Raw genomic sequence first — 13,967 nt, 5'->3', positions numbered from 1 at the left:
GGAGGCTTTTAGCCTCCTTTTTATCTTTTACCTAAAACTTAGAATGAAATATTACTACTAATAAAAAAGGTTCGACCTGATTCATTATAAGTTGCGGCACCCGCACCATAAACAGTTACAGCTCCGGTTACTGGATGTTTTAATGATGATGAATTGCCTTCACGGAATAATCGTTTATCAAAGATATTATCAATCCCCATTGAAAGGGTAAAATTCTTATTAAATTGATATGTACCACTAAGATTAACAAGAGAGTATGGGCTTAACTGATTTGTTGAGCTATCAGTAACTAAATCACCATTAAAGTCATATTTTTTCGGTTTTTGTCGTCCATACCATGTGATCGAGGTCAGTAATGATAGCTTCTCTGTTGCTTGCCAATCTACTGATGAATTCAAGGTGAATTTAGGGATAATCGATAAGTAATCACCCGTTTGTTTATTTTCGGTTGTGATCATCCATGTAAAATTATTTCGCCAGTTGATTTTATCAGTTACAGGGACAGATAACGAACCTTCAATTCCTTCAATTAATGCACGAGGAACGTTTTCCCACTGAAAAATATTAGAACCTTTACCACCAGTAGCATTACCTATGATCGTATTACCCGCTTCAATTTTATTATGGTAATCGTTACGGAAATAAGTCACACCAGCTGTTAATCCTTCATTGTCATGAAACTCTATACCAATTTCTTTATTGACACTAGTTTCAGCTTTTAAATTATCATTACCCATTAAATAACATGAACCACCGCCAGCATAGCAACCTTGGCCTCGACTATAGAGTAAATAGTTTGGATTTGATTGGTATAAATTTGGTGATTTATAAGCACGAGCAATACCTAATTTTAAGGTAAAATAGTCGCCCAATTCTTGAGATAAGTTTAGTGCAGGACTCCAATTACTACCCGATACACTATGATGGTCAAAACGTAAAGCTGGTGTTAGGGTCGTTGTTGACGTTAATTGCATATTATTCTCAACAAATAACGCATAAGCGTTGGATGAGGCTTTTGTTGGACGATCTTCATCTTTAATACCACCAACACTACCACCTTCTTCAGTTGATTGAGTATTGGACGTCGGATCATTCAGTTTTTGATAATTATATTCTGCCCCCACTGTTAACATCTGTGGTACCCAGAGTTCAAACGGAATGTTAGTTTCATTATGTAAGGTTAGATTATCATAACGGATAGTACTAAAACCCTTAGTTGGTAGCCCTTCGGTACCGCCAGCTAAGTCTTCTCCAATTCGACTATTATCTGTTTTTTCGTATTGGATATAAGAGAGCGAGCTAACACCATTATCCCAATAGCCACGATGGGTAATTGCATAATTTTGACGATAAATACGGTTAGTTTCATCACCATATAAAGTACTAACTATCGGGGAAGATGAAGGGTTATTATTTTGGGTATCACCAGCATAAATATTACCTTGTCGGCTATAGCCAGCTTCAAAATCGATCGACTGTTGGTTGGTAATATCCCAGCGTAGCAATCCATTGATATCTTTATTTCTAACACCTTCACTACCCGCAGTGAGAGACGCAGGATTGATCTGGTGGTTTTTATTGATATCCCAGTCATCAGCATCGGTTTTATTTAAATTACCGTATAGTCTAAAACTTAAGTTATCGGTTAATCCGCCAGTTAACATGACATCGGTATGCTTTGTTGCGCCTTCTTTACTGTGTTTTGGAAAGTCAATATAACTATTAATTGAACCATGGAATTCGCCATCGGGTTGTTTAGTAACAATATTGACTACACCACCAGCTGCGCCATCACCATAACGTGCTGCTGCTGGACCTCTGATTACATCAATGCGTTCTACTAAATCAGCAGGTACCCAGTTAGTATCACCACGAGTATCTCGTTCACCACGCCAACCATAGCGTACTGACATACGGCTTTTAACAGGGCGACCATCGATTAGGATTAAGGTATTTTCTGGACCCATTCCACGGATGTCTATTTGACGGTTATTACCGCGCTGACCACTGCTTGAATTGCCGGTTAAATTGACGCCAGGCATAGTACGAATTATCTCTGATAAATCATTTTTGGCAGGTGTTTTTTGTAGATCTTGTGATGTGATAGTTGATACACCCAGTGCTTGACGAGTCTGCTCTGCAGCTGTAACCACTAGTACATCATCGGGTTCTTGAGTTTCTGTTTCTTGAGCAAAAGCAACACTACTGCTCAGACCGATAAGTAACGATAAATAATAAGAAGATTTGAGTTTAAGCATATATGTACTCTGCAATGGAAATAAAAATCGTTCTCATTATCATTGAAAATTAAAGATTGTAAATAACAATTTAGTTAATCGGTCATCAAAATAAAAATGATTGTCTTTTTTTAATACAATTATAGTGATGAGCTATTTGCGTGAATGATGCCTCACAATATGGTGAGGCATAAAGTTGAGTGATATAGGCTATTTTTTTGGGGTTTTATGATCTGGCCAATCGTCGTCATCGTCGTCATACGGAATCGGTTTTACACCATTTTTTTTATCAATGTATTTTTTAAAGCTTGTTTTATTTAGGTCTTTGATGGTATTAATAAAAATACCTACTAAAACAATTAAAATTAACCACCAATAATCTTTTAACCACTCCATATTTTACCTATTTTTATTGAATTGTTGCCAAAGTTGATTGAATTCTCGACTATAAGCACTAATTAATGCTTTATTATTCGAAATAATGATATTTTCTTGGTTATGACGAGATGCACTGCGAGTCCAATTAAAACTACCATTTAACAAATATTGGTTATCAAATATTGCGAACTTATGATGCATATGGCTAGAACTGTGATCAGTGTGGACTGCAATACCTTTAGATCGCAAATAATCAATATCACTGCCTACATCCAAGGCTTTTTCATCATCGGTAATGATTCGAATCCGTATACCTCGCTCATGAGCATCAATAATTGCTTCAGTAATTTCATCATCAGCAATAGTAAACACACAAATATCAACGCTATGTTTAGCTAATTTAAACCGTTCTTGAATTTTATCGATACAGTAATTGCCAGGACTAAAGTAGGCATTAGCTATGGGAACTGGTGGTGTATGCGCGGCATCAAGAGTTTTAATTAGTTGTTCTAGACATTTGATTAGTTGTTTATCATTGACTAGATCAGTTGATAAGTTTTGATAAACTAAATCAAAAGCATAATTACGCATATAACGAACTTGATCAATCGAGAGCTCAAGCCCTCTCAGCTGCTCACGTTTCTCTTGACTTAGCTGTCTTTCAGCAAAAATTTCTGCAATTAATTGGGTTATTTGCTCGTTATTCATATTATTTCAGCAACTGTGCAATGATGTTTTGATAAATTTGTTTAAGTTTAATCAACTCATCACAATGAACACGTTCATTAACTTTATGAATAGTGCTATTTGTGACACCGAGTTCAATCACTTGACAGCCTATTTTAGCAATAAATCGACCATCTGATGTACCGCCACTTGTTGATAGTTGACTATCAATATTCATCACATCTTTAATCACTTGTTGTGCTGTATTTGTTAACTCACCTTGTTTAGTTAAAAATGGATGTCCTGATAAACGCCAACGCATTGTATAGTTTAGATGGTGTTTTTGTAGGATCTGCTCAACACGCTGTTTGATGATCTCATCAGTGAGTTCACTACTGTAACGAAAATTGAATTGAACAATTAAATCACCTGGAATAACATTTTCGGCGCCTGTTCCACCATTAATATTGGCAACTTGCATTGAAGTCGGTGGGAAATATTGATTACCCTTGTCCCACTCAGTATTTACTAACTCATTAAGTACTGGAGCAAACCGATGTACAGGGTTATCGGCTAAATGAGGGTAGGCAACGTGACCTTGTATACCGTGGACTGTCAAATTGGCCGTAATTGATCCTCGACGGCCATTTTTTATTTGATCACCAATAACTTTATCACTTGATGGCTCTCCAACAATACAGTAATCAATGTTTTCATTGCGTTCCATTAGCTCTTTAACTACTTTAACGGTTCCATCATTCGCATCAGCTTCTTCATCAGATGTAAGTAAAAAGGCAATTCGTCCAGCATGATTAGGGTTTTGTTTAATAAAATCCTCTGTTGCACATATCATTGCAGCAACGCCACCTTTCATATCCGCCGCACCACGTCCATACAAGTAACCTTCGCTATCAATCGTTGGTTGATAAGGTGGATAGAGCCATTTAGACTCATCACCGGCAGGCACGACATCCGTATGTCCAGCAAACATGAGTGTTTTGCCATTACCATGATAGGCCCACAAATTTTTAGTTTGGTTATAATTTAGTTCTTCAATGGTAAACCCCAATGCAGATAAGCGATCAATAATCATTGCCTGACAATTTTTATCATCGGGACTTACTGACTTTTGTGAAATCAGCTGCTTTGTGAGTTCAATTACGGATTCAGTTGCGAGTGTAGACATAAATTAATTCTCAAAAAATTGTTGATAGAGTTCATCAGAAAAGCCAACTAAGGCACGATCTTCATTGATTAAAATTGGACGTTTGATAATAGAATTATTTTCTAACATAATGTTTTTGGCTGCTGATGAGTTATCAATGCTATTACGAATCGATTCGTCTAGTTTACGCCAGGTGGTACCCCGAGTATTAAGAATCGCTTGCCATCCTAACTTATCGATAAAAGTTTGTAATAATTCAGGGGATAGCCCTGCAGTTTTATAATTATGAAATTGATATTCGATATGATGTTCATCAAGCCATTTAAAGGCCTTTTTCATTGTGTCACAGTTTTTAATACCATAAATAGTCAACATTATTAATTTACCTTTTACTTAAAGTCGTAATCAGTTTATCTAACTGATTAGCAAATTGTTCGCGATCTTTGGCTGAAAAGGGTGCTGGCCCACCTGATTGAACACCACTGGCTCGCATCGTTTCCATAAAATCACGCATAATTAAACGCTCTTTAATACTATCAAGGGTATAGCGTTCACCTCTAGGTGTTAATACATACGCTTGTTTATTTAGTGCATCCGCTGCTAATGGAATATCTGAAGTAACAACTAAATCTTGTGGTTCAACTTGTTTGACTATTGCATTGTCGGCAATGTCGTAACCTTTCTCAACTTGTTGCATCTTAATAAAAGTAGAACTGGGAATTTTTAACCATTGATTAGCAACAAGAATTACATAAATCTGTTTTCGCTCTGCTGCACGATAAATAATCTCTTTTATAGGATTAGGGCAAGCATCAGCATCGATCCATATGCGCATAGCGGTTCTCATTGATTTGTTTAGTTAATCATTATAGCAGTTACTGACTGTAAAACCATTTTTTGCGCGTAATTATTTGTTATTGTATGTGGTATTTTTATTATGATAGTTGAAGCGAACGCCATGATTGTTTTTACTAAAGTAAAAAAATATTTTATTTTACGTCTCTATTTTTTTAATAGATTAATGCCTTTCACCAATATTTTAACGAAAAACAACAAAGCATTGCTATTGTATAATACTATTTGTATCATAGCAGACGGTCAATTTTATAATTTAAAAATAATAGGATAGGAAAATGGCTACTTTTATTAAAGAAGAGTTTTTGAATGACAACGATTATACCTTTTTGTATCAGTGTTCTTCTGATAATGAGTTTAGAAAAATAATTGAACAAACTATGCTCGCTAGAGGATATCGTAATATTGGTGATGATGTTTATGAAAAGGGGAATGGTACCTTAAGAATGTTATTTGGTGCATTTTATAAACATTATAAGATGGAAATAATGCCGCAATATCTTGGCGATGATCAAGTTAGAGTTAGTATAAAAAAACGCTCATCTGGTTTTGCTGGCGGGGTATTTGGTATAAATCAAATACAAAAAGAGCTTCGTGAACTTTATATGCTATTTAAAGTTTTATAGCTTTACCTCTCTATAACAACTAAAAACATAGCGCAAATAAATCACTATGTTTTTAGATCAAAGCGTGTGAAAAACTATAACAATCGTTTAATAATTTTATCAATGCGGATACGACTTAAACGATTAATTAGTTTATGCACCTGTTTCGGATAAAACTGGATAGCCTGAATCTGTTGAAAATGATTAACCAATAACGTATTTTGTCTGATCATATCAAGTTCTTTACTAAACTGGGCCTGCAATTCATGGTTAGGGTCATGGACTAAAATGCCATTTTCTAGATCAAGGCGCCAAGCTCTTGGATTAATATTATTCCCCGTAATGAGTACCCAATTATTATCAACCCAAATCCCTTTAAGATGGTAACTATGATCCTGATCTTTCCATAATCGAATAATGAGTTGTTCTTTATCTATAAATTCTTGTAATCGCTCAACGAATTTGCGTAAGTTGATTTCATATAGGTAAGGCAACCCTCCAATAATATTAAATGGTTGATCTTCGGGAATATAAAAGTCATTGGCTGTTTTATCTCCAACAATAATCTCAATTTTTTTACCTTTTCTTAGCTGGCGAATTATATCTTTTATAATAATAGGTGGTAAATTGAAATAAGGAGTACAAAAGATGATTTTCTCTTGGGCTGCACAAATCATACGGTGGATAACTTGATTTAGTTGATTTGATTTACCCACTCCTGCCACAGGGGTTACGGTTAACGTATTATTATCGGCATGAGCTGAAAATTGATAATTGCTTTGCATTAAATGTTGTCGTAATGCTTTAATGTCTGATTTAAGCTGTTTACGTGTTTTTTGCTCTGCGGTATCTAGTCGTTGTACTCCTGCCAATGGTAAGAAGTTTTGCTCGGTATAAGCAACCATACTATCCGCTAATTCGCGATTGGTTATAATGTGATATCGGTCATAACGATATTTATCAAGCTTATGTAGATAGACATTATTAATACTAGCACCAGTATAAAGTACGGTGTTATCAATAATACTACCTTTTAAATGTAAAACACCTAATACTTCACGACGATTGACGGGTACGCCATAGATTTCAATATTGATACTTGGATTAGCGATTTGCATTTGATGATAAAACTGAGCATTAGTTTGGCTTCTACCTTCCCCCATACGGCCTCGTTGTGCTCTATGCCAATCAACAAAAATCTTTACATCTAATTGCGGATTTTTCATCTTAGCATCATAGATAGCTTGCAAGATTTCTTGACCAGCTTCATCTCGTTCAAGATAAAGTGCCACAATATAAATACGATGAGTTGCCTGTTTGATGGATTTGAGTAAAGTTTCTCGATACTCTTTGGGAGTATATAAGACGAGATAATCATTAGCTTTTTGTTCTATTTTAGCCAACTCATCCAGATATTTTTTGTAATCATATTTAATAAAGGGGATTCGCATCATATAGCTTTTGTATTTTTCACATTAAAAATTTACGTTAGCATAACATATTTTATTAATTTGGTATATTAGTGAAAATATTATTTATTATTATAAATCAACTGGTTATGTAAATTAATGATTTATAACGATAAATTTCATCTTATTAAAAGATTCATAATAATCCTGTTATACAATAGCCGATATTAGTTTAATCTGTTATCTGTTTGGGCAAGTTTAGTATATAATGTAAAGTGATAATAATAAAAAGAAATGGATTACTGATGATTAATATTTGGCTTGTTGAAGATGAGGCAACTATTGCAGATACGTTAGTTTATCGACTGGAGGAAGATAATTATCGCGTTTGCTGGTTTGAACGTGGCGAATTGTTGTTAGAGGCGTTGTTAAATCACACCCAAAAGAGACCTGCCTTAATTATACTTGATGTTGGATTACCTGATATTCTCGGTTTTGATTTAGCAAGAATCGTGCTAGATAAGTACGATATTCCAATTATTTTTTTAACAGCTCGTATAGAAGAGATCGATCGTATTGTTGGTTTAGAAATTGGTGCTGATGACTATGTTGCTAAGCCATTTTCACCGAGGGAGTTATCTGCAAGGGTTAAGGCTGTATTAAGACGATCTCTTAAACAACAAGTCGTGATAAATAAATTTTCAGTTGGTCCTTTTATATTGGATGAACAAAGTGCATTTATTCGTTATTATAACGATATGCTCAGTTTAACTCGTTATGAGTATCTGTTACTTAAAACATTTATTAGGTCTCCTAATCGTGTTTTTTCAAGAGCTCAATTGATGGAGTTAGTTTGGCAAGATAATTTAGAATCGATGGAACGAACAATTGATACTCATATAAAAACAATTAGGCAGAAGTTGGTGATGATTGAACCATCTCAAAAGCCACCAATTCTGACGCATCGTGGGTTAGGATATTCCCTAACTATTTGAGATAAGGTGTAGTGTATGCGAATTGGCTTACAGCTTTTATTTGGTTACGTTTTGATCGCAATTTTGGCTTGTTACTTAGTCTTTAGTATTTTTTTACAAGATGTTAGACCCACAATTAGGCGAACAACAGAAGGTATGCTTATTGATACTTCTTCTCTTTTAGCTGCCATTGTTGCAAAAGAGTTAACTAGCTTGGATGAAGTAAAAAATAGTCCTTTTAATAATGCGTTTATTTATCTACATAACACTCCAATTAATGCCAATATTTATGGCATGATTAAAAATAGAATTGCTTATCGTGTATATATTACCGATTCAAAAGGAATGGTGATTTTTGACTCTGAGAATCAAGATGTTGGTAAAGATTACTCTCAATGGAATGATGTTTACCTAACATTACAAGGTAAATATGGTGCCAGAACCAGTTATATGAATCCTAATGATCCAAATAGTTCCGTGATGTATGTTGCAGCACCTATTAAAATAAATAATCAATTAGTTGGTGTGCTAACCGTTGCTAAACCTGATAAATCGATGTCTTTAATTGTTGATCGCGGTGAAAGTCGAATTCTAGTTGGTGGTGCAGTACTCATTGCTGTTGCATTACTAATCGGTATCTTTATTTATTGGTGGATTAATCGTTCAGTTAAAAAACTAATCCGTTATGCTAATCAAGTTTCTAGCGGTGATAGCTCGGTTATATTGCCAAAATTCCTCTCTCCAGAACTGAGTCTATTAGCGAATGCATTAGAAAATATGCGACTGAAATTAGATGGTAAAGATTATATTGAGAAGTATGTACATACATTAGCCCACGAATTAAAAAGCCCGTTATCTTCAATTCGAGCCGCAACTGAAATATTACAAGACTCAAATGAAAAGCTGGTTGATTTGTCAACGCCAATCGATAAATTTCAAAGTACGCAGGTCCGTTTTTTGAATAATATTGAACAACAGACGGAGCGAATGAGCGTACTCATAGAAAGAATGTTACAGCTCGCTCGTTTAGAGAGTCGTGTCGGTTTGAATTTTAGATTTTTGAATATGAATACGATTATTGAGCAAGTGATAGAAAATAAAAGTGTTGAGGCTCAGTTATTAAACATTAGCTTAGTCATTAAACAAAATGCTATTGTCAGAATAACCGGTGATAAATTTTTATTAACTCAAGCTCTCAGTAATGTGTTAAGTAATGCTCTCGACTTTACACCAGAAGGTGGCAAAATTGAGGTGTCAGCAACCGTTCAGGATCACTATTATATTATAGAAATACAAGATACAGGTTCAGGAATTCCTGATTATGCGTTAGAGCGTGTATTTGAAAGATTTTACTCATTACCTCGATTAAATAAAGGCAAAAGTAGTGGCTTAGGACTCTCTTTTGTTAAAGAGGTGCTCACGATACATAATGGTACAGTGAGTATTACTAATCGGACTGATAGATCTGGTGCGATAGTAAAATTGATGATCAAAATTTCTTAATTGAGGTAAGATGCTATGTTTAAAAAAAGTATATTATTAGCTGTCTTGGCAGTAAATCTTATATTTATTAATACCGTACAGGCGAAGGCAAAAGAGTGCTTAGTTAAGCCAAGTTACAATATAGTTATTAGTAACGAAGATGTGCAGTTTATCAATCAAAATACGTTAGATATTAAACCTGATGGAACAGTCATCTTAAACGGGCAGTTAGTAAAAACGAAACCGTTAATTAAAAAGGAAGCTAAAGAGTTTCAGGAATATGTTCGTAAAGAATTACCTCTTTATGAAACTCTTGCAAATACGCAGCTTGATGATGTTAATGCAGCCTTTGAAAAGGCAATTCGTGAGAATTTAGGTGATAAAAGTAGTTTGTTAAATAATTTAGCTAGTTTACACTCTCAGCTAATTGCTTTATTACATAAATCGATTATCACTACTGACGGTGTTACCTACTTTTACTATCAACCATTTAATAATTTAAAAAAAGATGGTGAAGCCATTAGTGAAAAAGTATTTTATCAAATATTAGGTAGCAGTATTTTGAACTTTGATATTTTTAAAAATTATTCAGCAATTAAGAAAATTGCTAAAAATCAGTGGAAATCAGAAAAAGTAGTTCTACAATCATTTGATGACTATGTTTGTGAATTAATGGGTAATATTGATGATCAATATAACCACTTAATGATCGGTCTTCAATAAATCTATAAATAAGACCGATAAAATACTACATTATCAATAATAACAATAATAAATTAAGGAAAATTAATGAGTGAGTATTGGTATTTTTTTTCGCAGTATTTTAATCTATTTAGTATCATTTGGGGAGGAATCAAAATTGGCTTACTGAGTTTTATTGTATTGCTAATTTTGCTGATTGCCTTAAAAAAATTTGTTTTAGTTAGGCGACGTTATAAGGCATTAAAATATCTGGCTTATAGTTACTATTTTTTCATTCCAATTATCGGGTTATGTTTAGGTTTTCTCTATGGTGCTATTAGCACGAGCCGGGATCAGGTTATTGAGAAATTACCTTTTTATCAATCCTCTATCCAATCAGTAATTGAACAAAATTTTAACTTCAATATTGAAATTAGTAGTTATAGTGAACAAAGTTTAAATAGCACCCTAGATGATGCTGTAACTCAAGCGCACTCCATGATGATTGCTCAACTAAAATTGAGTGATACGAACCGTAATCAAACGCAAAATTTTATTATCATGGTATTAGATTCGCCTATTGGTATGCGTTACCTAAAATCGACCTTAAAAGATAAACTCTCTTCGACTGTTGGATTAGAGCGAGGACTTGTTGATGAGGTTTTCGAGGTGAAATTATCAAACCTACTTTCCAGTGAAGTCATTATTAAAATTTTCGCATTCTATATTAAACAGTTAGTTAATGGTTTTTTACTACCTATTATGATCATTTGGGGATTATTATTACTCATTCCATTAATTGAAATCCTTTTCTCTTATCGCTACAACAAAAAATATCAAGTAATTGTTAATGAGATAAACAGTCAAACGTTATAAATGATATGATTGATAGACATCATTTATAACATTTGAGACAATACAAAGCTATTATGTGATGATGCTAAAAGGTGACAATAAATGACAGCAACAATTATTGATGGTAAAGCACTAGCCCAAAAAATTCGTACTGATATTGTAAATCAAGTTGAGCAACGTAAAGCTAATGGGCTTAGAGCTCCAGGTCTTGCTGTTATTCAAGTTGGTGATGATCCTGCGTCTAAAATTTATGTTAAGAATAAACAAAAAGCTTGCGAAGAAGTGGGGTTTATCTCTTTTGCTTATGATCTTCCTTCAGCAACAACAGAACAGTTAATTGAATTAATTGACAAATTAAATCAACAACATGATGTCGATGGCATTTTAGTTCAACTACCGTTGCCTAACAATATTGATAAAACGAAAGTACTGGAACGAATAGATCCCAAAAAAGATGTTGATGGCTTCCATCCATTCAATATTGGGCGTTTGTTACAACGAGAACCGATTTTAAGACCTTGTACGCCTTATGGCATTGTAACTATGTTAAAATCAACAGGCGTTAAATTGTCAGGATTGAATGCAACGGTTGTAGGGGCCTCAAGTATTGTTGGTCGGCCAATGGCATTAGAGTTGCTATTATTAGGCTGTACAACGACGATTACCCATAGCCAAACCACAGATTTAGCTGACCATGTTAAACGAGCTGATATCGTTATTGCGGGTGTTGGAATTCCCAATTTTGTTAAAGGGGAGTGGATTAAAGATGGGGCGATTATTATCGATGTAGGGATTAATCGTTTACCCGATGGTAAATTAGCCGGTGATGTCGAGTTTGCTGAGGCAGCTAAAAGGGCAAGTTTTATTACACCAGTGCCTGGTGGTGTAGGCCCGATGACAGTAGCAACATTAATGCAAAATACATTAGCAGCGTGTACGAGATTTGGCAGCTAATTGATAAAAATATTTTTATCAAAATGCCATTTAATAAACAAATGAAAATTTAAAGGAACAGATTATGATTATTTTTCATACTAATAAAGGTGATATTAAAATAGAAACCTTTGCTGATAAAGCACCTGAAACCGTTAAGAATTTTGTGGAATACTGCAAAGAAGGTTTTTACGATAATACTATTTTTCACCGTGTAATTAATAATTTTATGATTCAAGGTGGTGGTTTTGAACCTGGTATGAAACAGAAAAAAACAAAAGCCCCAATCAAGAATGAAGCGGCTAATGGATTAAAAAATGAACGTGGAACTTTAGCGATGGCAAGAACGTCAGATCCACATTCAGCAACGGCACAATTTTTTATTAACGTCGTTGATAATGATTATTTAGATTTCCGTTCAGCTGATGCTAATGGCTTTGGTTACTGTGTATTTGCAAAGGTTGTTGACGGTTTAGATGTTATCGATCAAATTAAAGCTGTTAAGACAGGCCGTAATGGTATGCATGCCGATGTACCTGTTGAAGATATCGTGATTAAAAGCGTTACTGTTGAGTAATCAATGCAACGTTTTTTTATTGCAGATCTACATTTAAATGAAAATGAGCCTGAGATAACTGCAGGCTTTTTACATTTTTTACAGTCACTGCCTGCGCATTGTGAGCTTTATATTCTCGGAGATCTCTTTGATTATTGGATTGGTGATGATATTACCTCTGCATTACAGCAAGAAGTTGCTAAGCAATTAAATGAACTTAGCAAACGAGATATTCAAAATTACTTTATCCACGGTAATCGTGATTTTTTACTCGGTAAACATTTTGCGCCAGTATCGGCAATGAAATTATTGTCAGAGATCTTTGTTATTAATAATCATCAAGAGAATATTGTTATTCTACATGGTGATTTACTTTGTATTGACGATCAGGCATATCAAAAATTTCGTAAAAAAATGCATAATAGATGGCTACAACGACTCTTTTTATTATTACCCCGCTATTTTCGTCAAAAGATAGCCAACAAGATGCGTAATAAAAGTAGTCAATATAACCAGTATAAAGCTGAATCAATTATGGATGTTAATCAAAATGCAGTTGAAGAGATGATGACAAAATATCAAGCTAGCATAATGATTCATGGACATACTCATAGACCCGCTACCCATTATTTTGATATTGCTGACAAGCCAAGCCAACGGATTGTATTAGGTGCTTGGCATGATGGTATTAATTATATTAAACAAGATGAGTCTGGTAAGATCACATTAGTCCAGAACGGTAACGAGAAGCGAGTTAAATAAACTCGCCATCAATATAAAACCAATGTTCACCTTGTTTTAGAAAACGACTGATTTCATGCATTTTTTCTGCTTTACCGTTGATATTTCGGTAACGAGCAGTAAAATCGACAAAAGCTTCATTATCGATATCGCTATCCCAGCTTCGATGAATGACCAATTCAATCCACTTGGCTTCACTAATTGTTTCATCTAATCGCTTTGGTAGCGTTTTAGGATGCCATGTTTTTATCAGATATTCGGCATTACGCATTGCATAAGCACTATAGCGAGAACGCATTAATGCTTCAGCTGTCGGTGCGTTTTTTACCCATAGATGATAAGGTTCGCAGCACTCCTGATAGGGTTTAGCTGAACAGCATGGGCATAAATTAGTGGTTTTTTTATTCATAATTAAGTGCCATTTATTAAT

16 protein-coding genes are annotated in these 13,967 nt (G+C 34.5%); 8 read left to right on the top strand and 8 right to left on the bottom strand.

Annotated elements, in window-relative coordinates; translation table 11 throughout:
* Positions 1-38: 38 nt before the first annotated feature.
* The 6 genes from RHO11_04190 to RHO11_04165 all read right to left on the bottom strand — a co-directional run bounded on the left by RHO11_04190 (position 39) and on the right by RHO11_04165 (position 5,281).
* Entirely contained in the window at positions 39-2,258 is a 2,220-nt protein-coding gene (locus RHO11_04190) for a TonB-dependent siderophore receptor (GenBank protein WVD62335.1), read from the bottom strand.
* Between the two features lie 189 nt (positions 2,259-2,447).
* Complete coding sequence (locus tag RHO11_04185; GenBank protein ID WVD62334.1) at positions 2,448-2,633, bottom strand: hypothetical protein; 186 nt, start codon at positions 2,631-2,633, stop codon at positions 2,448-2,450.
* A gap of 3 nt (positions 2,634-2,636) precedes the next feature.
* On the bottom strand, positions 2,637-3,323 hold the full coding sequence (locus tag RHO11_04180) for a phospholipase D-like domain-containing protein (protein WVD62333.1): 687 nt from the start codon (positions 3,321-3,323) through the stop codon (positions 2,637-2,639).
* A gap of 1 nt (position 3,324) precedes the next feature.
* Entirely contained in the window at positions 3,325-4,467 is a 1,143-nt protein-coding gene (dapE, locus tag RHO11_04175; protein ID WVD62332.1) for a succinyl-diaminopimelate desuccinylase, read from the bottom strand.
* A gap of 3 nt (positions 4,468-4,470) precedes the next feature.
* Positions 4,471-4,821: an ArsC family reductase gene (locus RHO11_04170; GenBank protein ID WVD62331.1), complete on the bottom strand. Its 351-nt coding sequence runs from the start codon at positions 4,819-4,821 to the stop codon at positions 4,471-4,473.
* Positions 4,822-4,828: 7 nt separating this feature from the next.
* On the bottom strand, positions 4,829-5,281 hold the full coding sequence (locus tag RHO11_04165; protein WVD62330.1) for a YaiI/YqxD family protein: 453 nt from the start codon (positions 5,279-5,281) through the stop codon (positions 4,829-4,831).
* Between the two features lie 298 nt (positions 5,282-5,579).
* Here RHO11_04165 and RHO11_04160 point away from each other — a divergent pair, with 298 nt between their 5' ends.
* The gene (locus RHO11_04160) at positions 5,580-5,927 is read left to right on the top strand and encodes a hypothetical protein (protein ID WVD62329.1); all 348 of its coding nucleotides are present in this window, start codon (positions 5,580-5,582) and stop codon (positions 5,925-5,927) included.
* A 74-nt stretch (positions 5,928-6,001) separates the two neighbouring features.
* Here the strand turns inward: RHO11_04160 and pssA are convergent, their stop codons facing one another.
* Positions 6,002-7,360, bottom strand: coding sequence for a CDP-diacylglycerol--serine O-phosphatidyltransferase (gene pssA, locus RHO11_04155; protein WVD62328.1), 1,359 nt, complete (start codon positions 7,358-7,360; stop codon positions 6,002-6,004).
* A 260-nt stretch (positions 7,361-7,620) separates the two neighbouring features.
* Between pssA and creB the strand changes: the two genes are divergently transcribed.
* The 7 genes from creB (at position 7,621) to RHO11_04120 (ending at position 13,558) form a co-directional block, all read left to right on the top strand.
* A complete protein-coding gene (gene creB, locus RHO11_04150) occupies positions 7,621-8,310 on the top strand; it encodes a two-component system response regulator CreB (GenBank protein ID WVD62327.1) in 690 nt (229 codons plus the stop codon).
* Between the two features lie 15 nt (positions 8,311-8,325).
* Positions 8,326-9,792 (top strand): two-component system sensor histidine kinase CreC, encoded by a 1,467-nt coding sequence (gene creC, locus RHO11_04145; GenBank protein WVD62326.1) that lies wholly within the window; start codon positions 8,326-8,328, stop codon positions 9,790-9,792.
* 15 nt (positions 9,793-9,807) lie between these two features.
* A complete protein-coding gene (locus tag RHO11_04140; protein ID WVD62325.1) occupies positions 9,808-10,494 on the top strand; it encodes a hypothetical protein in 687 nt (228 codons plus the stop codon).
* A 66-nt stretch (positions 10,495-10,560) separates the two neighbouring features.
* Entirely contained in the window at positions 10,561-11,328 is a 768-nt protein-coding gene (locus RHO11_04135) for a hypothetical protein (GenBank protein ID WVD62324.1), read from the top strand.
* Between the two features lie 81 nt (positions 11,329-11,409).
* A complete protein-coding gene (folD, locus tag RHO11_04130; protein ID WVD62323.1) occupies positions 11,410-12,261 on the top strand; it encodes a bifunctional methylenetetrahydrofolate dehydrogenase/methenyltetrahydrofolate cyclohydrolase FolD in 852 nt (283 codons plus the stop codon).
* Between the two features lie 64 nt (positions 12,262-12,325).
* Complete coding sequence (gene ppiB, locus RHO11_04125) at positions 12,326-12,817, top strand: peptidylprolyl isomerase B (GenBank protein WVD62322.1); 492 nt, start codon at positions 12,326-12,328, stop codon at positions 12,815-12,817.
* Between the two features lie 3 nt (positions 12,818-12,820).
* Positions 12,821-13,558, top strand: coding sequence for a UDP-2,3-diacylglucosamine diphosphatase (locus RHO11_04120; GenBank protein WVD62321.1), 738 nt, complete (start codon positions 12,821-12,823; stop codon positions 13,556-13,558).
* Here RHO11_04120 and RHO11_04115 read toward each other — a convergent pair.
* On the bottom strand, positions 13,551-13,946 hold the full coding sequence (locus tag RHO11_04115; protein ID WVD62320.1) for a YchJ family metal-binding protein: 396 nt from the start codon (positions 13,944-13,946) through the stop codon (positions 13,551-13,553). The genes RHO11_04120 and RHO11_04115 overlap by 8 nt on opposite strands.
* Between the last annotated feature and the right edge of the window lie 21 nt (positions 13,947-13,967).

Source organism: Orbaceae bacterium BiB (assembly GCA_036251205.1).
In the GTDB taxonomy this organism is placed as follows: Bacteria; Pseudomonadota; Gammaproteobacteria; order Enterobacterales; family Orbaceae; genus Orbus; species Orbus mooreae.
Note: the sequence above shows the minus strand (reverse complement) of the source record. Positions and strands in the feature narration are given on the sequence as shown.

What these genes read in the sequence shown, in the direction of transcription:
- RHO11_04190 (WVD62335.1), bottom strand. Translation starts at nt 2,258, where the DNA reads ATGCTTAAACTCAAATCTTCTTATTATTTATCGTTACTTATCGGTCTG.
- RHO11_04185 (WVD62334.1), bottom strand. Translation starts at nt 2,633, where the DNA reads ATGGAGTGGTTAAAAGATTATTGGTGGTTAATTTTAATTGTTTTAGTA.
- RHO11_04180 (WVD62333.1), bottom strand. Translation starts at nt 3,323, where the DNA reads ATGAATAACGAGCAAATAACCCAATTAATTGCAGAAATTTTTGCTGAA.
- dapE (WVD62332.1), bottom strand. Translation starts at nt 4,467, where the DNA reads ATGTCTACACTCGCAACTGAATCCGTAATTGAACTCACAAAGCAGCTG.
- RHO11_04170 (WVD62331.1), bottom strand. Translation starts at nt 4,821, where the DNA reads ATGTTGACTATTTATGGTATTAAAAACTGTGACACAATGAAAAAGGCC.
- RHO11_04165 (WVD62330.1), bottom strand. Translation starts at nt 5,281, where the DNA reads ATGCGCATATGGATCGATGCTGATGCTTGCCCTAATCCTATAAAAGAG.
- RHO11_04160 (WVD62329.1), top strand. Translation starts at nt 5,580, where the DNA reads ATGGCTACTTTTATTAAAGAAGAGTTTTTGAATGACAACGATTATACC.
- pssA (WVD62328.1), bottom strand. Translation starts at nt 7,360, where the DNA reads ATGATGCGAATCCCCTTTATTAAATATGATTACAAAAAATATCTGGAT.
- creB (WVD62327.1), top strand. Translation starts at nt 7,621, where the DNA reads ATGATTAATATTTGGCTTGTTGAAGATGAGGCAACTATTGCAGATACG.
- creC (WVD62326.1), top strand. Translation starts at nt 8,326, where the DNA reads ATGCGAATTGGCTTACAGCTTTTATTTGGTTACGTTTTGATCGCAATT.
- RHO11_04140 (WVD62325.1), top strand. Translation starts at nt 9,808, where the DNA reads ATGTTTAAAAAAAGTATATTATTAGCTGTCTTGGCAGTAAATCTTATA.
- RHO11_04135 (WVD62324.1), top strand. Translation starts at nt 10,561, where the DNA reads ATGAGTGAGTATTGGTATTTTTTTTCGCAGTATTTTAATCTATTTAGT.
- folD (WVD62323.1), top strand. Translation starts at nt 11,410, where the DNA reads ATGACAGCAACAATTATTGATGGTAAAGCACTAGCCCAAAAAATTCGT.
- ppiB (WVD62322.1), top strand. Translation starts at nt 12,326, where the DNA reads ATGATTATTTTTCATACTAATAAAGGTGATATTAAAATAGAAACCTTT.
- RHO11_04120 (WVD62321.1), top strand. Translation starts at nt 12,821, where the DNA reads ATGCAACGTTTTTTTATTGCAGATCTACATTTAAATGAAAATGAGCCT.
- RHO11_04115 (WVD62320.1), bottom strand. Translation starts at nt 13,946, where the DNA reads ATGAATAAAAAAACCACTAATTTATGCCCATGCTGTTCAGCTAAACCC.